Below are 21,297 nucleotides of genomic sequence, written 5' to 3' on the forward strand. Positions count from 1 at the left end.
TCAGTAAATTATTATAGAAATAGAAAAACAGGTGGAGAAAAACAACTCGTTTTTCTCCACCTGTTTTATTTTAGGGACTTATTAGACAGCCCCTTAAAAGTAATATTATAGATTGATCTTAAACTTTTTATTTATTACAGTCTTTAATTCAATGATTGGTAAGAAATTAGTATTCCTACCTAGCCCCGCAACTTCATGAGTAACTCCGTAAAAATAATTTTCTGATTGGTCTACTTCTTTTAGAACAATCCCCTCGGACTCAACAAATTCATTGACTTTCTCGTATTCCACACTCCAGCAAACCAAAATATCAATATCCTGCAAGCGTTTCTTTACTTCTTTTAAATCTCTAAATATGCCTCTTAAATAAGTTTTATATTCGATAACAATTTCCTTATCTATATCAGCATATCTGTTTTTTACACTTTCTGATATTCCCAGCGGATCATTGGAAAGTAAGATGTCATCAGAGAATTGAGTTTTGTAATCGTATAAACCGTCATAGACATCATATCCAGAAATCACTTTTGGATAGTACCCTGGTAGAAGTCCCTTACTAATCAATTCAGTAAATAAGGTAATAACTTCCTGTTCATTATCTACAGGGTAATACTTGTGGACCAAATCAATGTCTACTTTTTGTTTGTTGGCAAGCTTATTTCTAAGTTCTCTTTTAGCGTCATACCCATCTGAGTTGACCCGTGTATCCACTCCAAGAACATACTCTCTATGATCAATAAACTTATTTTCCTTTAATAACTTTTTGACCATTTTCACAATCTGTTCCGCCCGATAAGCAGTAATACCTTTTCTTCCACTATCTAACTCATTCCTAACCTCTTTATTTACATCAACAATAACTGTAAATGGAAGATAACTACCATGACTTAATTGATCTAGACAAATACCTGTTGGTAATCCGTCAATAGACAACCAAATACCGTTCTCGACAAATACCTTCTCGTGCTGATCATCATTTGGGAATTTGTCATTGTACGTACCTAAATGGCTTTTACTTGTCATTGCTATATAGATGTTTACATTAAGTGGATTAACAGTACCTACACTAATATTAGAATATTTACCATCAACAAGCATAGCCTTTCTAGCAACCTTTTTTGCTGATTGATCCAGATGTTCGGTCGCTGCAACAAACGTGTTATATGCACCGATATCGTAAAAATTTCCAGAAGGGTACATTTTGCTAATAATTTCTCTAATAGTTAAATGGCCTGTTTTCATTGGTACTTGTTCACCATTAACCTCAACATCAATATTAAAGAAATTGATGTTTTCATTGAAAATTTTATCTACAATACCTACTGCTGATTTTGTCCGTAGGATGTACTCCAACATTACAGGTTGTGAAACATGGTAGAAAGCTGATTTTATATTTTTTTCCAAAGTTTCATCCGGAAACTGACTTGGGAAAGAAAATGTGATCTTAGTACCGCTTTCTTCCTGAGTAACCTCCTCCGTTTGTCCATTCTTTTCCTCTTCAGACAATGGGAGTTCACTGTTACCAAAGACAACCTTGTATAAATCCTTATAAGTCCTTGAAGCTTTTTCTCCTTCATAAACACTTTCAATTCTTAAAAAGTCTGTTTGGAAAGCTACAAAGGTAAATCCATAGCCCATAAAACCATATTTACCTCTTCCTTCCTTTCTTTTTAATGATTCACCCATTACTAAAATACTAGAAATATCTGAGGGTTTTATTCCGATACCGTTATCCTCAATATATATTTCTCTATTTTCTGTATTAAATGATAACTTAATATTTCCATTGCTAATATTTTCATAGCCAAATTTATCAATTAGTGCGTCTACAGCGTTTTGTACCAACTCCGTGTATATATCCCATGAGGATCGATAACTCATAATTGTTCTTTTCACATTTTCTCTAATTTGTTCTAGTGCAATGGTAGAAAATTTATTCCTTAATTCACCTAAATTCATAATATTTTTCCTCCTCTGTTTTTTTGAAATTTTACAACTATTTATTTTATTAAAGGTATCACTTAAATGAAAAGAAATACCCCTAATATCTTGAATTTCTTACTCTTGATCGGCTGTGTAACCTAACTCTTTTTTGATTGTCTTTACAGCAACGTTAATTGCTTCACGAGAAACAAGAAGCTTTCCATCGTCTGTTACTATCTTTCCAAGGAAAAGAGGGTTATTTCTAGACCAATCAAAATTCATTAGTCTATCAAGTTCATCGCCTCTTTCAATTATATCTAATGTGTTTAAGATATAACCTGAAATCCTTGCAGCAATAACAATTCCCATCCCACTTGTTATGATTGAATCGTTTCGAACCTCAGAAGTTTTATCACGGTTTGCAAGGCAGGTAGCAATGTGATGATTATTTTTTAGTTTTTCAAAGAATAGCGTTGCATGCATTTCAAGTGAATGTTTAATGTCTTCATTATCTTTGATCTGCGATGAAACTGCTTTTTCACTCGATTGACCTGATTGAGAATCACGCCCTGCAAGTTCAATCACTACATTTTTTACATTGTTTAAAGTGTAAATATCCTTGCTGTTCTTTGAAACGCTTGTTGCAAGCAACTCTGTTATATCCATTAAATAATTAACGTTATCAAAGAGATCATTTACTAGACCTGCAAGTGGATCCCTGGTGTTGAACAATGTGTTTATTGAAGGAGAAGTCTTCTTTGCATTTTTATTAACATCCACAAAATCTTGGCGGATTTTTCTTTTGTCTTCCTCATATACAATGTTTAATAACATGCTACTTCCAGCAATATATTCTGGGCTTTCCTCGGCTAATTCCCTAATCGCAACAGTTCGATGGTTTCCATCCAAGCATTCAAATTCATAATCAATAGGAATTAACATAATGCCTGCAAGTGAACCACTACCCTCTAATCTTCCCATAAGTTCTTCATGATTCCGGGGCTGTTCTTCACTATCAAAGGTAAAAGGTTTAAATGTTAATTTATCATACGATACTAGAGTAACTGGAGGAATTGTAAAGTGTTCTTCCTCTTTGATGTATTCTTTGATTTCATCCTTATGTTTCTTGTCTAAGAAACGGTTTTTAATATCAGCTTTGATAATAACCTGATTCTTTTTCTTTACCGCTGATGTCTGTACGAATTTACCAAGAGTTTTATATGGAATCGTAAGTGCATACCATAAACGACCTCCACTAATATATGCAATGGTCGGCACTGTAATAGAGGCAGTAGCCGCTGCTAAAGTGGGAAGATTCGCTTGAACTGTTTGAATGCCTTCTAATCGATTTGTCATTATTAAACACTCTCCTTTGGTTGATAGGTAAATAATATAACAATCAACATTTTACGTCAATATTTAGACGTAAAAAGTTTTTTATAAACGTAAATTGTCTGTACAAAAGATTTTGACGTTAATAGTACTTATATCTGCTTTTGAACTTAATATACAAGATTTATCCATAGAAATGGGAAATATATAAGATGCTTTTGTTCCTAACTGTGAATTATCTCTATATTTATATAAGAACAAATTAGTACTAGTCGAGGTTTTTTAACCGGTGCGTATATATAGTAGAGGCAAGACCTGACCCTGAGGGCCCCCTACTCCCCCTATATTCCCCTTTACCGCTTCAAAGCAATGCTTAATTAAAGATATATAGTTATCCGATGCGGTGCTGTTGATCAGCTTTGCCTCTTTTCCTTGCTTTGCTGTTGGTGTGGACGCTGTAGTGTGTGTCAGTGAAATATGACAGCGTTCCAAGCTAAGTTATTACTGCCTCTTTACTACCCATGACAAATCTGTTGGTATTTGTCAGTAGACTGTTTGTTAGGGTATCCGGTGGTGGTGATCTATTAGCCATCGCCCGTTTATCCCCTTCTATAGAGGTATATATCCCCCATGCTGTTCTTTTCTGTTGGCGATGGACTTATTTTTCTATTTTCTTTTTCTAATTCCCCTGAGGACATTTATAGCGATCTAATTCCCTTTACTAAATAAAAAAATCCCTTATGAAAAATTAATACATTTAATAGCATTAGCGGTTAATTGTTTACCATCTTTATCTGTAAAAACATAAGTGGTGTTCTCTCCAAATAATTGTTCACAATAGACTTTGTAGGAAGCTAATTCCTTTATTAACTTTTCTGTTACTGGAACAGATTCAAGTTTTCGATTTTTGCCGAATATAGTTAGAGTTTGATTTTGAAAATCTACATCAGACCATTTTAGATTGGTTGATTCAGTTAATCTAATTCCAGTACCTAGCATTGTTAAAATTAAGTTGTAATCCCTATATGTCCAAAAGGTATTTTCCCTTCTTCTTATCCTTCTATAATAGGTCAGCATTTGTTTGATATGGTAATCTGTAAAAACATCAATCTTAATGTCCTCTTTTGCCCTTGAAATTTTATCAGCAGGGTTCTTTGTAATGACTTCAATTTCAACCATGTAATTCAAAAATGCTTTAATCCGTTGCAATTTCGTATTTGTAGTGGTTGCTTTATTACCCTTTTTTTGTTGAATGAGAATATATTTTTTAACGGTATTTGGGGTTATATCTTCCACATTAACAATTTCATTTTCATTGCAATACTCTAGGAATTCGTCGAGAATATGTTTGTAAGTTTCTAGAGTACGATTGGAAACATTTTTAAATTGTCTGTCATCGTGGAACTCTTGTATTGCGAATTTTAGAAGCATAAAAAAACCACCTCACTGTAATTAGTGAAGTGGTTCTTGGGTATTGTAACGATTTTGCTTGCGACCACTACATTTTAAAAATGTTAGAAGTCGCTTAAACCCTTGATACATATAAGATGATGACCTGTGAGGAACTTGAACCCACGACCCCAACCCTGTCAAGGTAGAGGTCTAATCAACCCTACGCCAAAATCCCCAACCAAATTTTCACCGCTGTTGCTAATATTAATAGTGCCAATATGACTTGAAGGATTTTTGTGTTCATTTTCTTCCCTGCCATTGCACCAAGTGGGGCTGCGATAATACTTGCAACTATCATTATGATTGCCGGGTAATAGTCAACTTGGCCTGTAGAGACCTTGCCGACCGTTGCCCCAATGGAGGAAATGAAGGTAATGGCTAGTGAAGAGGCGATTGTTACCCTCGTCGGTATTTTCAAGACAACCAGCATAATCGGAACAAGTAAGAAGCCTCCGGCTGCCCCGACAACACCAGAACCTAGACCAACAATTAAGGCAAGTAATGCAGCTAACCATTTATTAAATTTGACCTGGTCCAACGGGATATCATCGATTCCTTTTTTCGGTATGAACATCATCACCGCCGCTATTAAAGCAAGCAGGCCATAGACGATATTGATACCGTCTTCCGACATCGATTCCGATCCGAAACTTCCGATTACACTTCCTATCAATACGCTGATACCCATGTAAAGGATCAGCGGCTTGTTTAAATATCCGCCTTTTCGGTAAGCCCATACACCGCCGATGGAGGCAAATAATACCTGTACGGCGCTAATCCCTGAAACTTCGTGGGCACTGAATGCCGCTAAACCGAAGATTGGCGGGATGTATAAAAGCATCGGGTACTTGATGATCGACCCGCCTATGCCCAGCATTCCTGAAATATACGAGCCAATGAAACCAATTAAAAATATGGTGATGATGAAAGTAATGTCCATGTCAGTCTCTCCTTTAGAAGAAGGGAACCTAATTGGTCCCCTTATCTTTATCAGCCTTTTCTAATCCAGAATTTCAACACGCCATTATCTTCTGTCATTTCAATTAGCTCATGTCCACCTGATTTTGACCAAGCGGCTAAATCTGCTTTCGCGCCTTTATCTGTTACGTGTATTTCCAGTACTTGACCGGATTCCAATTCATTCATCGCTTTCTTTGTTCTTACGATCGGCATTGGACAAGCCAAGCCCTTAGCATCTAATACCTTTTCTGATTTCATCATGATAAATCTCCTCTATTCGTAGTTTTTTTATGATATTTTAGCGTACCGCACAACGATTCGGTCCAATTTCCATTTCACGTTGTTTTTCTTCATCAGGCGTGATTTTCCCCATGTTCGTTTGACGGATTTCTTGGTATGCATTCGGTTGTGGGGGTAGGTTTCCCGTTACCATCTCTCTGAATTCCGTTTCGTCAGCAATATTCAGGCCATGATTTTCTTCAAATAACGATCCTAATTTCTTAGCGACACTGCCGTCTTCGTTCAATTCTTCAATGATCATGAAATGAGATGGCAGGACGATTAACTCGTCTGACAGTGCTTTGTAACGTGTATAAAGGGTTTCTCTCAAGTCGCCAACCCAATCTTCAGCCAATCCAGCTAGATCCGGTCTACCGATGGAATCGATGAATAGAATGTCCCCAGTCAAAAGGTATTTTTCATCGACAACAAATGAAGTAGAACCAATTGTATGTCCTGGAGAATATAATGCTTGAATTTCAATAGCCGTGTGACCGATATTGACCACTTTACCATTCTCTAAAGGCTCATATTCAAAGACCACTTCCGTAGCATCTTTTGGTGGCAACCAATACGTTGCATTCGTGCTTTCTGCAATTTGTCGACCACCTGAAATATGATCGGCATGTAAGTGTGTATCAAATACTTGTGTGATCTTTGCACCGATACTTTCTGCAAAATCAAGGTAGGTATCAATCATCCTGGTAGAGTCAATAATGGCTGCTTCTCCATTGGAAACGACCATGTAGGACAGGCATCCTTTTCCAAGACGGATAAATTGATAGATCTCCCCACCATCCTTCAAATCGCCAATTTTCAATGGCTCTAAGTGTTCACTCCACGCTTTCATTCCGCCCTTTAAGTAAGAAACCGTTAGCCCTGCATCAGATAGCATTTCTGCTACCATAACGGATGAGCCTTCTTTTGCACATACAACCAGAACTTCCTTATTGGTAGGAATTTTATCCATGATTTCTTCCACACCATCTAGCAATTCGAAGTACGGCATATTAAAGTAGTCGAAACCCGCTCCTTCAATTTTCCAATCGTTAAAATCATTTTCATTACGAACGTCAAAGATAAATAGCTCATCATTATTGATTACTTTCTTTGCCACTTCTTTAGCTGTCATTTCATTGTATGGCATTCTATATACCCCCTATAGTATATTTCATTTCAAATTTTTTTCTTTTTTTAAGCTATTAAAATGTTAAAGTAACATCCGCATCTTTAGCGAATTCCAAGAATGTTACAGCGCCGCCCACTTCAATTCCATCGACGAAATCTTCTTTTACTAGTCCCATAAAATCCATTGTCATTTGGCATCCTATGAATGTAACGCCCAATTCTTGAGCCATAGCAAGCAATTCTGGAATGGCCGGTACATTGGCCTTTGCAAATCCTTCCGCAAAATATTCTTTGCCTTCTGGCATTGGAAGTTGTTTATTGCCTTCTTTGTGAATCAAGTTCAAGCCCTCGAACGTAAAGAAAATGGTTACCTCTTGATCTGTTGCTGCCGCTGCTGTTGCAATATTAAATACTTTATATGCATCAAATAATCCACCATTACTAGCGATGATTGCTACTTTTTTAGTCATACTTCGTTCCTCCATATTAGTTGTAGTTTTTATTACTTCACTGATTTTTCTGTCGGACCATTCCACTGGCTCATGCCAGGCATGACATTGATTACTTGCTTAAATCCTGATTCTGTAAGTTTTTGTGCAGCTAGGTCACTCCTGCTCCCAGTACGGCAAATCACGTATATCTCGGATTCTTTATCCAGTTCACTTAGACTGCCATCCAAATCACCCAGGGGAAGGGATTTCGCCGTTGGAATGTGTTCAAAAGCATATTCTGCCGATTCTCTTACATCCAACACAACAATATTTGGATTTGCCTCTATTTTTTGTTGAAGCTCCTCATTCGAAACAACGTTCGGGTGTTTCTTTTCGATACTTTCTTCTCCGCTTGATTTACGAAGGTAATGTTTTAGAACAGTTCCTTCTTCGACTGTACCTAAATATTGATGACCTGTACTCTCTGCCCAAGCTTTCATGTCGGCCGTTGAACCTTTATCCGTTGCTTGGACTTCCAATACTTCACCGGACTCCAAGGCGTTTAAAGCCTTTTTGGTTTTGACAATGGGCATCGGACATGCTAATCCTCTTGCATCTAATACAGAATTTGTTTTAATCATGTTTCTTCCTCCTCATTTTATACTGCATGGGGTATTTAACTATTCAAAAAAAATTACGCGGTTGGTCCGTTCCAGGCAAGCATTCCGCCTGTCATATTGATTACCTGATACCCATGATCCTCAAGTAGTTTTACGGCCTTTGAACTTCTTCCACCAGAGCGGCAGACCATGATATATTCTTTTGACTTGTCCAGATCTTGCATCTTGAATTCTATTAGTCCTAAAGGTATATGCATGGCAGATGGGATTTTACCCGTTTTCACTTCATCCACTTCACGTACATCGATAATATTCACTGGTGCCTTTTGATTTAAAAGAGTTTCGACTTCCTGTGTTGAAATTTCCTTCATAGCAGACTTCCTCCTTTTATTAGTGCCAAGCACTCATTCCGCCTTTAACATTCGTGATTTCTTTGAATCCCATTTTTTTCAATAACTTACTTGCCTTGCTGCTTCTCATACCACTTTGGCAGATTACGAAAACTTCTTGGTCTTTAGAGAGTTCTTTCACTCTATTTTGCAGTTCGTATAAGGGAATGTTTTTAAATCCCTTGATATGGTTTCCCCTAAACTCATTAGGCGTCCGGACATCAATATATTGCTTACTTTTATTATTCAATTGTGTTCTTAATTCGATCGTAGTAATCTGTTTAATCCCTTTTGCCGGAATAAATCGTTGATACAAGAACCAGACAATTACAGCAATCATGAGGATATTTAATAGTGTACCCAATATAGCTTGATTCCTCCCTTACCTTAGATAAATAAGTTGACGTTACCATCTTCTGCGTCAGCTAAATAAGCAGCCACACCCGCATATTCAATGCCTTCTAGTAATTCCTCTTGCTGCAAGCCCAGTAAATCCATGGTCATTGTACAAGCGATTAGTTTCACTTCTTGTTCTTGGGCCATTTCAATTAAACTAGGGAGGGACATGGCATTATGCTTTTTCATGACATGCTTGATCATTTTAGGACCCACGCCTGCAAAGTTCATGTTGGATAATCCCATTTTATCTGCACCACGCGGCATCATTTTGCCAAACATCTTTTCAAGGAAGCCTTTTTTCAGTGTCAAAGGCTCATCTTTTCGTAATGCATTCAACCCCCAGAATGTATGGAAAATGGTCACTTCATGATCGTAAGCCGCCGCTCCATTCGCAATAATGTAAGCAGCCATTGCCTTATCGTAGTCTCCACTAAATAAAATGATCGTCGTTTTTTTCTGTTCTGTCATTAGTATTTCCCCCTGAATTTAAATTACCCTATTGGGTATTTTTTAAAAGTTACCTTTATTCCATTATACACCCAGGGGTATATAATAAGCTAAAAAATAATAGTAGTCAACCCAATTGGAGAGCTGGCCAGTCTATATAATTGTGTTATTTATTGGACAATATTATCTACTTTTAATTAGTAATTCAACAGCTTCTTTGACAAGGCTATCTGTATCTTCGCCTTTCATGACATTCTCCCTCACACATTGTTCAAGATTTGCGCTAACAATGACTCCCATCGTCCTATCAATGGCATTTCGAGCTGCTGATAACTGAGTGACGATATCTCTACAGTCCTTACCTTGTTCCATCATGCCTAGCACACCTTTAATTTGACCTTCAATTCGTCTTAACCGATTGATGACGCTTTTATCGTATTCCATGATCTATACCCACCCACCTATCTATATAGACAAACAAAGAACCTGTGGAACAATTTATATCCCAATAATATACCTATAGGGGTATATTGTCAAGCCAAGTTAATCCACTTTTATTTCGAACAAAAACTAAGGACAAGACGGTTTCTATTAATCGAAAAAAGGGCCACCCCAGAAGTCATTATCCATGCCTTTTGGGACAGCATCTTTTTATTGTTTCATTCTTTTCTTACGAATCACTTTGATTTTCTGCTTTTTAACTTTCTTTTTGTTTGGGAATTTGGGTTCTTTTTCTTTAATATATCTCACCACAATTAACAATATATAGGTTCCTAAAGCAATATAGAAAGATATCGGCACAGATTCAAATTTAGATTTAGCCACTAAATAAAATGAATAGAATAAAAACAAGGTAATAAGAACACTATTCTTCGGTCTGCCAACTTTTTTAAAGCTTGGGATTTTCATTGTACTTACCATCAATATACACAGTCCATAATAAAGGATAATAAATATCCATAATGGTACGGACCCGGAAAACAAGACGAAGAAAGCCACAATTCCGCCTGCTAATGTGATGGGAACCCCTTTAAAGTATTTTACGGATTCCGCTTGGTCGGTAATGTTGAAACGAGCTAATCGGTATGCACCGAATAGAGGGAACAAACCGGCGATTAGCATCCCAACTTGTCCAAAGTCGTTGAAATATGTATGTATGGCTAAAAAGGCGGGGGCTACTCCAAAAGATACGATATCGGCAAGTGAATCCAATTCTTTCCCCATCTCATTAGATACCCCAAGGATCCTTGCCACCCTGCCATCCAATGCATCCAGCATTAACGCGATAAAAATCAATATCGTCGCATTTCTTAAATCACCAGTAATAATACATCCTATCGCTAAGAACCCACATAATAGATTTCCCAAAGTCAGCATATTAGGTATATGTTTTTTCATCCTACACTTCCTTAATTCCTAAATTAAACTTTCCTTTGCTTTTACATTGATTTGAAAAAGCTTAACTTGTTCTCCTCTAATTATAACTTCATACCAGTATTATGGCTAAGATTATATTTACAAGTCCCTCTATTTCCAATTATAGGATTTCGAGCACTATTTTTAAATATATTCTTAGCAATAAAAAATAGGACATAAACAATGATGAACATCGTCTTGTCCTTAATATAGAGTATGTAGAACTGACCAAGATTTTTCAGGATCATTAATTGTGCGGAATTATTAAACCTATCAACGGTAAGTTCTTAAGCTTTAGTCCGCTTGCTTTCTTCCTCAACCAAAACCCGTCGTAAAATTTTTCCAACCGCTGACTTCGGAATAAGTTCCCTAAACTCTATCACTCGTGGAACCTTATAATTAGCCAAACGTTCATTGCAGAACTTTATGATATCCTGTTCTGTTGCAATTACCCCTTTCTTTAGCACGATTATAGCTTTGACGGTTTCCCCGCGATAGGTATCCGGAATGCCAAATACGCAAGCTTCTTCCACTCCGGGATGCTGATAAATGACTTCCTCTACTTCAATCGGATAAATATTATAGCCGCTTGCAATGATTAGCTCTTTTTTCCTGCCCACAATAAAGAAATACCCTTCTTCATCCATTGTGGCTATGTCTCCGGTATATAACCAACCCTCCCTTAATGCCATTGAAGTTTCCTCTAGATTTCCCCAATACCCCTTCATCACCTGTGGACCCTTAATGATTAGTTCCCCTGCCTGATTGTACGGCAGCTCCGCTTTCCCCGTTTCGATATCGACGATTTTGGCATCAGTGTTAGGATAGGGAATACCAATGCTTCCTATCTTTCTTTGACCTTTTACTGGGTTTCGATGGGTGGTAGGTGAAGTTTCCGACATGCCAAAGCCTTCTGATATTGACACACCGAATTTACGCTCAAATTGATGGATAACTTCCACTGGAAGGGGCGCCGAGCCACAGCTGCAGTATTTAAAACTGCTGAGATCTTGCGCTGTCAAATCCGGATGATTTAGTAAAGCGATATACATGGTAGGAACGCCTGGAAAAATGGTCGGTCTATGTTTTCTAATCAAATCGACGACCTTGTTTATTTCAAATCTCTCTAGAGTGATGTACGTTGCTCCCGCATAAAAAGCACTGTTCATCCTGCCATTACCGAATACATGAAACAGTGGCGTCAATCCAAGCATACGCTCACCCGGTTTTTGCAGTTGAAGGGCGTTGGCTGTATATGCAAAATCTTGTATGACATTGGCAATCAGGTTGAAATGAGTGAGCATGACCCCTTTGGCTCTTCCTGTAGTTCCCCCTGTATATTGGAATAACGCAATATCTTCTTTTGGATTAATATCCAGTTCAGGGAGTTCATTATCGCCTTCTTTCCATGAATAGTAACTGTCTTCCTGCATTTTATTTGCTGAAATAATCGTGAGCCTATCTGCCAAACCAGTTTGTACTATCTTTTTCTTTTGTTCATCATTTCCAATTAACCATGTGGCATTGGAATCCCGTAATATATAGGCTAGTTCATTTGCCTTATACATCGGGTTCACTTGTACCACCACGCCTCCCAAACGGTGGATAGCATAATAGGCAATGATGTATTCTATACAATTGGGTAACATCAATGCGATTCTATCCTCTTTTTTAAATCCCCACTTGTTTAATGAACCTGCAAAACAATCAATTTTTCTCTTCAATTCCAAATAAGAAAGTTCCCTTTCTCCATCAATAACAGCTTTGGTGGATGGGTATTGTCGTGCCGAATGGTCCAATATTTCGTATATAGACATTAAAGGAATTTCTACCTCAAAGGGGGTATCTTCCGGATAAGATTTCTGCCACACTCTATTCATCGGCTTCACTCCTTCTTCTTTTTCCACCGCCAATCACTATTTTCATTCATCTCGAATCAATTTGAATACCCCCGTACCTTTTGCAATGAGATTTCCAGCGGAATCTTTAATTTCTCCTTCTGCAAAAGCGGTTTTGTACCCCTCCTGAAGAATCTTGGCTTCCGCATATATTTCTCCTGATGACAGGCTGCCGAGATAATGAACAGTCAAGCTCGTCGTCACAACACGTGCTTTAGTCAGAGAACGTATTACTATCCCAAGAATGGTGTCAAGCATGGTCGCATGAATACCCCCGTGCAGCGTTCCATTTACATTAAGCATATGTTTCTCGATATTTAATTTCAAAAGGACATTTCCTTCTTCAAATCGAATAATTTCAAATCCAATATATGCAAAGAATGGACTGCTCTCGAATTGGTTGCGAATATCCTCCACATTAGTTGTCAAATTATTCTTTCCCCCTCTTATATAAAAATCACACTTGCTTCATATAGGTCCTAAAAAGGCTCATATCATACCTTCAACGTCTGGAACTGAACAGTTCTCATATAGCTGTCCAGTTCGCTTCCTTACCAAGCAACTTTATATGCACAACTCCTTCACTTGATACTAAAGTACATCATTCAGTACTCATTCAAAACATTTCTAGCAATGATGAGCCGTTGAACTTCGTTTGTTCCTTCATAGATCTTTGTAATGCGAGCATCGCGATAAAAGCGTTCCACTGGATATTCTGCCATATACCCCATACCCCCGTGAATTTGAACCGCTTTATCCGCTACTCTATTAAAAACATCGGAAGCGAACAGTTTAGCCATGGAGGCTTCTTTGATCACCTTTTTCCCCTCATCAATCTTTTGTGCTGCCATCATTGTCAAGGCCTTTGCGGCTTCTGTTTCTGTTGCCATGTCCGCTAGCATCCATTGTATGGCTTGATTATCTGCAATTGGTTTACCGAATTGAATCCGCTCTTTTGCATATTTGGTAGATAGCTCGATTAATTTGCCGCATGATCCTACCGCCCTTGCGGCAAGTCCGACACGGCCTTCCCCTAATATTCTAAGAGCTGATATATATCCCATACCCACTTCACCAATGACATTTTCTTCAGGAATGATACAATTTTCAAAAATGACCTGAGATGTATACGAACCTCTTAATCCCATTTTCTTGTCCTTTTTACCGACAGTGACCCCAGGGAAATTTCTTTCCACCAAAAAGGCAGTTATCCCGCCTTTGGCCCCCTTATCTTTATCCGTTAACGCAAAAACTGTGTAAACATCAGCAATCGGTCCATTGGTGATGAAATGCTTTGTACCATTCATCACCCAATAATCGCCCTTTTTCTCTGCCGTCGTCTCCAAATTGGTCGCATCCGAACCTGCACCAGGTTCGGATAAAGCGAAAGCGGCTATTTTATTACCCGCCGCCATTTCAGGCAAATATTTATTTTTCAACTGTTCAGATGCAAGCCTTACCAGGCCTGTGCTTCCAATACCGGTATGAGCACTTATTAACGAAACAAACCCATTGTGCGTTCTGCCTAACTGCTCTAATACAGTCGCCTTTTCTACTGTATTCAAGCCAATTCCACCGTATTGTTCCGGGATGCTAATCCCGAATAATCCGAGTTCTTTGGACATTTCAACAAGATGTTGTGGGATGAGATCCTCTTCTTCAATTTGTTGGGCTAGAGGCTCTACTTCCTTTTCAACAAAATTCCGAATCATTGCTTTCATTTGTTCCATTTCTTTCGTTAAAGTAATGGTCATAATTCAAATGCCTCCTAATAGTGGATTTTTTTAATTCGTCTGATTCGCAAATGGAACAATTCTATTAAAAAAATGCTAGTGAATTTCCTTCCGAATTTAAGAAAAATCAACCTTCCCGTTCTAAGATTGTGGCAATTCCTTGCCCACCACCAATGCACGCCGTAATGAGAGCATATCTTCCTTCAGATCGTTTCAATTCATGGGCCGCTTTCGTGATCAGAATTGCACCTGTGGCACCAAGTGGATGTCCGTGAGAAATCGCCCCTCCATTCACATTCACTTTGGCTGGATCCATTTCCAATTCCCGATTACAGGCAATTACTTGCGACGCAAAAGCCTCATTAATTTCGATAATATCCATATCGTTTAGCGAGAGCCCTGATTTTTCCATGACCTTTCTTACTGCTGGAACCGGTCCGATTCCCATGATGTTGGGATCGACACCAGCAACCGCGTGTGCTCTAATCACCGCTAGAGGTTTAATTCCCAATTCATCTGCTTTCTCCCTAGACATAATGACAAGAGCAGACGCCGCATCATTTAAACCCGAACTGTTTCCGGCCGTTACGGAGCCACCTTCAAGGAATGCAGGAGGAAGTTTCGCTAGCGCTTCTTTGGTTACTTGCGGACGTGGATGTTCATCTACTTTGAATCCTACCGGCTCTCCATTTCGAACCGGGATGTTCACTGAAACAATTTGTTCAGTAAAGCGTCCCTCTTCCATCGCTCTCGCCATCTTTTTCTGGCTCTCAATGGCGAACTCATCTTGTTCTTCCCGGCTGATCTCATATTTTGCAACTAAATTTTCGGCGGTAATTCCCATCGGTGGATTGCCTACCTCTTTTGGAGATAACTGAGATTTCCTGAAATTTGGTGGAGAAGAGCTATATGGTTTATCCGGACGATCCATCAAATAAGGAGCCCGGCTCATGCTCTCAACTCCTCCAGCGATATATACGTCCCCATCACCCGCCCAGATTGCTTGTGCAGCCAAATTGACCGCATTGATTCCGGACCCACATTGGCGATCGACCGTTAAACCCGGTAATTGCATGGAAAGACCTGTCTGAAGGGCGGTTAATCGAGCGATATTGCCTCCTCCGCTTAAAACATTCCCCATGATGACATCGTCCACCATTTCAGGAGCTACATTTGCGCGTTTCAATGCCTCTTTTACCACTTCTGCCCCAAATACGTGTGCGGGTACTGTCGCTAGTGCGCCCCCTCGCTTCCCAATCGCCGTTCTTACTGCTGAAACAATGACAGCCTCTCTATTCACATCTCTATTCATTTCCTCATCCGCTCCTCTATTATATTTTTTATGCTGGGTAACTCTTATGAAGATTTCAAATCATAATCTTCTGTTGGTCTGATTTCCTGCCCATCTTTTGACTTAGTTGGCTTAACGAACATGGCAAACAATAAGCCGAATACCAGAACAAGGGCAGCCATGAACAAAATGGACAAGTTATAGCCTAGTATTTTATTCCCCGCCGCTAAACTAATGATATAACCCGTTAGTAGAGGAGCTACAATGCCTGCAAGATTGCCTGAAGACGTTAAGATACTTGTCATCAGTCCGCCGCGTTCACGCATTTCATTGATCATGATCGTTGGTCCAATCGGTAATATGGAATAGGTGAGACCTTTAGCCAAGCACATTGCAAAAATCACCCAAATTGGATTTTGAAAGACCATGATGGAAGATAGGAATAGTGAACCCATGATCATTGCTCCAGCTACAACCAAGACCCTGGATGAACGCCAATTCTGATTTTTCTTGAATAAGTAATCCGATAACATGGAAACACCCATATAAATACATACGGAAATGACTCCAATGATTGCTATGCTCGTGCCCATCTGTCCGGGTGTCATATTTACGACTTCCACTAAATAAATCGGTAACCAAACGGAAAACCAGACGACCAGAATATACGTTGAGAAATATGCGAGTGTCGTAAATAAAGCGGTTGGAGACGCTAAAAGCACGAGAAAGTCTTTCAGTTTGAATTTCTCCATCTTTTCTTTCTTTTTCTTCTGGACCTTCTCATATACTTGAACGGGATTTTCCTTCGTTAAAAATTGAAATAAGAAGAACCAGACAAGGCTTGCTACTCCAAGACTAGCAAAGGCCACTTTCCATCCAAAAATGGTAATCATGGAAACAAGAAGCGGTGCAACAATCATCGCACCAACCGTTCCCCCTCCCACTACAACCGAGTTGGCTAATCCCCGTTGTTTCGGGGGGAACCACTTATCCGCATGGCTATAAGCAATAGGGCTATATGGCCCTTCGAATGCCCCAAGTAAGATTCTATAAATAATTAATAGTGGCAAAGCAGCAATGGCCAAAACACCAAATTGTAAAACAGTCCATGTCAGCATGATGAACCCCAGTACTTTCTTGGCCCCGAGCTTATCAGCCCATGCGGCTCCAAAAATGCCCGTTACAGGATAGAGCCAATAATAACTGCTTCCTACAAGTCCCCATTCGGCATAGGAAAGATCGAATTCCTTCATGATTGGCACAGCGGCCAGTCCGATTATTGATTTATCAGCAAAGTTAATGACCGCTCCGAGGAATAATAGAGAAAGAACAAACCAACGCATGTGAATCCCCTCGTTTCTTTGTGAATAGATAGTCTTATAGTCTTGGTGGTTGAATTATCGCTTCTGATGGTCGAATTACTTGCTACCATGGTTGAATTATCTGGCTGTGTGGTCGAATTAATGCCTTTCTTGGTTGAATTCCATTACGAAACTAGGAATCTCATTAGAACCTCCAGTCACATATAGCAGTAGTACCTGGCCACTGAGGAATGAAGAACATTCATCTTCGAAAAAAGCATATCTTCCGACTTCCCGATTTCCTCCACTGGAATGCTATTGATTCTTGCTTCCACTACCTCCATTAAAAAGCTGGATCCGCTTCAATCCTTCTTTGTCCTCTTTTCCAGTTCCTCTTTTATAAGCAACCTTTTTAATAGTTTGCCAACGGTGTTTCGCGGCAGTTCCTCCCTTACTTCAAATTGCTTCGGAACCTTATAGGGTGTCAGCTGGGTATAGCAATATCCTTCAATTTCCTCAAGGTCAATGTTGGCATCCTTCATTGGAACAATGAATGCCTTTACGACCTCTCCTAATTCTTTATGCGGTATCCCCACCACAGCCGCCTCCTGAATATCCGGGTGCTGATAAAGGACACCTTCCACCTCTTGCGGATATATATTAAACCCGCTAATAATGATCATTTCTTTTTTTCTGCCGACAATGTAGAAATACCCCTCTTCATCCACTGAAGCAAGATCGCCTGTATACAACCAGCCATTTTGGAGAGCTTTTCTCGTTTCCACCTCGTTATTCCAATATCCCTTCATAATTTGTGGGCCTTTTATAAGCAGCTCTCCCACCCCTTTGGATGGCACTTCATTATTGTCCGCGTCTACGATCATACAATCGGTTCTAGGAAAAGGAATGCCGACACTCCCGATTTTCCTTTTACCTAAGGGCGGATTACGATGTGTGGAAGGAGAGGCTTCTGATAACCCAAAACCTTCTCCTATAGAAGCACCTGTCAGCTTCTCGAATCGATTAATGACTTCAACTGGCATGGGTGCTGAGCCACAAGAACAATTTTTCAGACAATCCAGTCCATATTTTTCGATTTCAGGATGATTGACGAACGCATTGTACATCTTTGGAACGCCTGGAAAAAAAGTCGGACGGTACTTTTGAATATTCATTAGTACATTTTGAATCTCGAATTTAGGAAATAATAGAATGGCAGCTCCAATATAAATTCCGAGATTCATGGCACTTGTCATCGCGTAAACATGATAAAGCGGTGTCGCTGCCAGCACGACTTCCTTTCCGGGCACCATCAAATCCCCATACATTTCAGAGCTCTGTATAACATTGGAAGTCAGATTGTAATGGGTAAGCATCGCTCCCTTCATTTTCCCCGTCGTCCCTCCCGTATACTGGATGACCGCAATATCTTCAAGAGGATTTATCGTTTCAACTTCCTTGATTTTTTCTCCATTTTCTATCAAAGAACGTAGGGATAGGCCGTCTAATTGGTCATCGTCCGTCTTCATGCAGATTGAAAAATCATATATCGCTTTTGTTTCTTCAATGGTAGTAGCGGCCAATTGGTCATACACAATATATAGAGCATTAGAATCCACTAATATTTGGAGCAGTTCCCTAGGCTTATACATAGGGTTCAGTTGAACAACAATGAGTCCCAGCGCTTGTGCAGCGTAATAACTGATGATGAAATAAGGATGGTTGGCCATCATAAGGCCAATTCTTTCACCTTTCACGAACCCCATTTCTTTCCACTTACCTGCAAGTTTATCTACCTGTGATTTCAGGCTTTTATAATCCATGAGATGGTCTTCAAAAATAATGGCTGTATGATCAGGGAATTTCTTTGCTGATTGGTCCAGTAGTGTATAGACGGAAATTTCCGGTAGAAGTAATGACGACATTCCTTCTGCATACCATTGCTCCCATGGTTGTTTTACTGTTTTTCGCACCTTTAACCCCTCCATTTTTCTCAAATCCGATTCTTCTACATATGGTTTACACATATAACAATGCAAGTTTCATGCCAAATCACACACTGGGGAAACAGCTAATTTTTTTGAGTGATCAAATTCATTTTTGAATCTTACTCGTTATAAAGCCTTTGTTTTAAAGGATTCATCCATAAACTGATAATTCATTTTTGAATTTTTCTCATTTACCAGAAAATCAAAAAACCCAACCTTCTACAATAAGGATGGGTTTACTAGCATATTAAGAGAGAATGCAGGTATAATCGGTGGCTAAGTTTTGTGTTTTAATGAGTTAAGCTTAGTGAAGAGTTTTTCAAATCCCTATTAAGCCAATTCCAATAAAATGGCCATCCCTTGTCCACCGCCAATACATAGGGTTGCCATTCCGTATTTCTCTTGGCGCCGTTGCATCTCGTGAATTAATTTCGTCATGATAATCGCCCCCGTTGCCCCTAGTGGATGGCCTAATGCAATGGCTCCACCGTTGACATTGACATTAGCAGGGTCTAGCTTGGCTTCCCGTATAACAGCCAATGATTGTGATGCGAATGCCTCATTCAACTCGAACAGTCCGATATCTTCAACTGCCAGTCCAGTCTTTTTCAATAGGTTCTCGATCGCGGGAACGGGACCGATTCCCATATAACGTGGATCGACACCAGCTGTAGACCAGTTTACAATCTTGGCAATCGGTTTGATATCAAGATTAGAAGCCTTTTCGCGGGTCATCAAAACTAAAGCACTTGCACCATCATTACGGCCACAGGCATTACCAGCCGTGACTGTTCCATCACTTTTGAAGACGGGCTTCAAATGGGACAGTTTTTCTATCGATGTTTCTCTTGGGTGCTCGTCCACTTGAAATACTGTTGTGCTTTTCCTAGTCTTTATTTCAACCGGAACGATTTGAGATTCGAAGGAACCAGAATCAATCGCCTTTCTTGCCCTTCTTTGGCTTTCTACAGCAAAGGTGTCCTGGTCTTCCCGGGAAATTTGGTAGGCTTCCGCTACGTTTTCTGCTGTTATCCCCATTCCCAAATCTTTTCCATACACTTCGGTTGGCTGCTGTCCATTTTCAAGATTAGAATCAACTAGATGAGGTTTTCCTTCTCCAAATCGTGAATTTCTGAGGTAAATGGGGGCTCTACTCATATTTTCCGCTCCACCTGCCACGACAATATCATCCGGATTAAAAGCTAGATGCTGAACACCGGAAATCACTGCCTGTATGCCTGAAGCACATAGGCGGTTTACTGTATAAGCCGAAGCTTCAGGAGGGATACCCGCTCTTAACGCGGCAACACGTGCTAGATTTGAAGATTCGGTCGACTGGCGCACTTCACCAAAAATCACTTCATTTATCTGCTCGGGTGCCAGACCTGCTCTCTCGATTGCATCCTTAATGACCGTTGCCGCTAGATGACCCGCTTGTACATCTTTTAGTTGTCCTCCCATTTTACCTATAGCCGTACGGTTCGCACTTACAATGACAAATTCATGTTCCATTCCAGTTCCTCCTAGCTTCTTAAAGAAAAAAAGGAAAGCAGGTCAATCTGCTCTCCTCGATTTTTCTGTTTATACTGTTATCTTCTTCATGAACGAGTCTAAATCCTCTTTAGTTTCGTGCATTAATTTTGCTTGTATCGATTAATGGTTTTGCCAGCACCAATTTTATCGGTCTTCACTTCGTATGGCGCAAAGATAATAATCATTGCACTGAAAGAAAATCACCGTTGTGTTTGTATCTAATCCACATATATTTTAGTTAAGTTAGAAAGTTTTCCTAATTATCACCATTTTCGATACTTCCAACATATAATACAAACAAAGGCAAAACCGGGGGTATCCACATGCAAGATAAACTACATGATGTACAGATGAATGAGGTAAAGGTTTTTGATGAATGGGTGAAAAAGTTTTTTCTTAATCCGGAGACAAGTAAATTGGACCATCAATTATTTACAATTGACATTTACGAAAGTGATGACGAGTATATGGTGGAAGCAATATTGGAAAACCATGAAGCAAAGGATATTAAAGTGCGTTTAAAAGATAACGAAATTTTGATTACCGTTGAAAAGCCTCACAAACCTTTTCAAAAGCTATTTCATAAAGATAAAGCGATTACATCACCTACACAACGAAAAATTTCTTTCCCTTTTTCCATCTGTTCACGAAGGATCACTGCCGAGTTTACCCACCCATCATTAGTGATTCGTATTCATAAGTATTCCCCCGGTAAAGACCAAGATAGTATTCAGATCGAATAGCTTTAAATAAAAAAGAATGGCTCCAGAAGCTACT

General features: G+C 39.3%; 21 protein-coding genes. 1 reads left to right on the forward strand and 20 read right to left on the reverse strand.

Going from position 1 to position 21,297, the window contains the following annotated elements:
• Positions 1 to 105 precede the first annotated feature (105 nt).
• The 20 genes from ACIQXR_RS18145 to ACIQXR_RS18240 all read right to left on the reverse strand — a co-directional run bounded on the left by ACIQXR_RS18145 (position 106) and on the right by ACIQXR_RS18240 (position 20,499).
• Complete coding sequence (locus ACIQXR_RS18145) at positions 106 to 1,959, reverse strand: ATP-binding protein (protein WP_402875421.1); 1,854 nt, start codon at positions 1,957 to 1,959, stop codon at positions 106 to 108.
• A 99-nt stretch (positions 1,960 to 2,058) separates the two neighbouring features.
• A complete protein-coding gene (locus ACIQXR_RS18150) occupies positions 2,059 to 3,279 on the reverse strand; it encodes a DNA sulfur modification protein DndB (protein ID WP_402875420.1) in 1,221 nt (406 codons plus the stop codon).
• A 714-nt stretch (positions 3,280 to 3,993) separates the two neighbouring features.
• On the reverse strand, positions 3,994 to 4,686 hold the full coding sequence (locus tag ACIQXR_RS18155) for a tyrosine-type recombinase/integrase (RefSeq protein ID WP_402875418.1): 693 nt from the start codon (positions 4,684 to 4,686) through the stop codon (positions 3,994 to 3,996).
• 181 nt (positions 4,687 to 4,867) lie between these two features.
• Positions 4,868 to 5,647 (reverse strand): sulfite exporter TauE/SafE family protein, encoded by a 780-nt coding sequence (locus ACIQXR_RS18160; protein WP_402875416.1) that lies wholly within the window; start codon positions 5,645 to 5,647, stop codon positions 4,868 to 4,870.
• A gap of 50 nt (positions 5,648 to 5,697) precedes the next feature.
• A complete protein-coding gene (locus tag ACIQXR_RS18165; RefSeq protein ID WP_402875437.1) occupies positions 5,698 to 5,925 on the reverse strand; it encodes a sulfurtransferase TusA family protein in 228 nt (75 codons plus the stop codon).
• 40 nt (positions 5,926 to 5,965) lie between these two features.
• Positions 5,966 to 7,093 (reverse strand): MBL fold metallo-hydrolase, encoded by a 1,128-nt coding sequence (locus ACIQXR_RS18170; RefSeq protein ID WP_402875414.1) that lies wholly within the window; start codon positions 7,091 to 7,093, stop codon positions 5,966 to 5,968.
• Positions 7,094 to 7,148: 55 nt separating this feature from the next.
• Positions 7,149 to 7,544, reverse strand: coding sequence for a DsrE/DsrF/DrsH-like family protein (locus ACIQXR_RS18175; protein ID WP_402875412.1), 396 nt, complete (start codon positions 7,542 to 7,544; stop codon positions 7,149 to 7,151).
• Positions 7,545 to 7,576: 32 nt separating this feature from the next.
• Complete coding sequence (locus ACIQXR_RS18180; protein WP_402875410.1) at positions 7,577 to 8,146, reverse strand: sulfurtransferase TusA family protein; 570 nt, start codon at positions 8,144 to 8,146, stop codon at positions 7,577 to 7,579.
• Between the two features lie 53 nt (positions 8,147 to 8,199).
• Entirely contained in the window at positions 8,200 to 8,496 is a 297-nt protein-coding gene (locus ACIQXR_RS18185) for a rhodanese-like domain-containing protein (RefSeq protein WP_402875408.1), read from the reverse strand.
• A 19-nt stretch (positions 8,497 to 8,515) separates the two neighbouring features.
• Complete coding sequence (locus ACIQXR_RS18190) at positions 8,516 to 8,881, reverse strand: rhodanese-like domain-containing protein (protein WP_402875435.1); 366 nt, start codon at positions 8,879 to 8,881, stop codon at positions 8,516 to 8,518.
• Positions 8,882 to 8,901: 20 nt separating this feature from the next.
• The gene (locus ACIQXR_RS18195; protein ID WP_402875406.1) at positions 8,902 to 9,381 is read right to left on the reverse strand and encodes a DsrE/DsrF/DrsH-like family protein; all 480 of its coding nucleotides are present in this window, start codon (positions 9,379 to 9,381) and stop codon (positions 8,902 to 8,904) included.
• 162 nt (positions 9,382 to 9,543) lie between these two features.
• Positions 9,544 to 9,804 (reverse strand): metal-sensitive transcriptional regulator, encoded by a 261-nt coding sequence (locus ACIQXR_RS18200; RefSeq protein ID WP_402875404.1) that lies wholly within the window; start codon positions 9,802 to 9,804, stop codon positions 9,544 to 9,546.
• Between the two features lie 207 nt (positions 9,805 to 10,011).
• The gene (pssA, locus tag ACIQXR_RS18205) at positions 10,012 to 10,758 is read right to left on the reverse strand and encodes a CDP-diacylglycerol--serine O-phosphatidyltransferase (RefSeq protein ID WP_402875403.1); all 747 of its coding nucleotides are present in this window, start codon (positions 10,756 to 10,758) and stop codon (positions 10,012 to 10,014) included.
• Positions 10,759 to 11,063: 305 nt separating this feature from the next.
• Positions 11,064 to 12,656 (reverse strand): long-chain-fatty-acid--CoA ligase, encoded by a 1,593-nt coding sequence (locus ACIQXR_RS18210; protein WP_402875401.1) that lies wholly within the window; start codon positions 12,654 to 12,656, stop codon positions 11,064 to 11,066.
• Positions 12,657 to 12,698: 42 nt separating this feature from the next.
• Positions 12,699 to 13,103 carry a PaaI family thioesterase gene (locus tag ACIQXR_RS18215; RefSeq protein WP_402875399.1) on the reverse strand — a complete coding sequence of 135 codons (405 nt, stop codon included), beginning with the start codon at positions 13,101 to 13,103 and terminating at the stop codon, positions 12,699 to 12,701.
• A gap of 176 nt (positions 13,104 to 13,279) precedes the next feature.
• On the reverse strand, positions 13,280 to 14,428 hold the full coding sequence (locus ACIQXR_RS18220) for an acyl-CoA dehydrogenase family protein (protein ID WP_402875397.1): 1,149 nt from the start codon (positions 14,426 to 14,428) through the stop codon (positions 13,280 to 13,282).
• A gap of 106 nt (positions 14,429 to 14,534) precedes the next feature.
• Positions 14,535 to 15,707 carry a thiolase family protein gene (locus ACIQXR_RS18225; RefSeq protein WP_402875433.1) on the reverse strand — a complete coding sequence of 391 codons (1,173 nt, stop codon included), beginning with the start codon at positions 15,705 to 15,707 and terminating at the stop codon, positions 14,535 to 14,537.
• Between the two features lie 56 nt (positions 15,708 to 15,763).
• Positions 15,764 to 17,041, reverse strand: a complete 1,278-nt coding sequence (locus tag ACIQXR_RS18230; protein ID WP_402875396.1) for an MFS transporter — start codon at positions 17,039 to 17,041, stop codon at positions 15,764 to 15,766.
• Between the two features lie 320 nt (positions 17,042 to 17,361).
• Positions 17,362 to 18,972 carry a long-chain-fatty-acid--CoA ligase gene (locus ACIQXR_RS18235; protein ID WP_402875392.1) on the reverse strand — a complete coding sequence of 537 codons (1,611 nt, stop codon included), beginning with the start codon at positions 18,970 to 18,972 and terminating at the stop codon, positions 17,362 to 17,364.
• 345 nt (positions 18,973 to 19,317) lie between these two features.
• The gene (locus ACIQXR_RS18240) at positions 19,318 to 20,499 is read right to left on the reverse strand and encodes a thiolase family protein (protein WP_402875390.1); all 1,182 of its coding nucleotides are present in this window, start codon (positions 20,497 to 20,499) and stop codon (positions 19,318 to 19,320) included.
• 344 nt (positions 20,500 to 20,843) lie between these two features.
• Between ACIQXR_RS18240 and ACIQXR_RS18245 the strand changes: the two genes are divergently transcribed.
• On the forward strand, positions 20,844 to 21,263 hold the full coding sequence (locus ACIQXR_RS18245) for an Hsp20/alpha crystallin family protein (RefSeq protein ID WP_402875388.1): 420 nt from the start codon (positions 20,844 to 20,846) through the stop codon (positions 21,261 to 21,263).
• The last annotated feature ends 34 nt before the right edge of the window (positions 21,264 to 21,297 follow it).

The sequence above is a fragment of the Peribacillus sp. NPDC097224 genome (genome assembly GCF_044761985.1).
In the GTDB taxonomy this organism is placed as follows: domain Bacteria; phylum Bacillota; class Bacilli; order Bacillales; family DSM-1321; genus Peribacillus.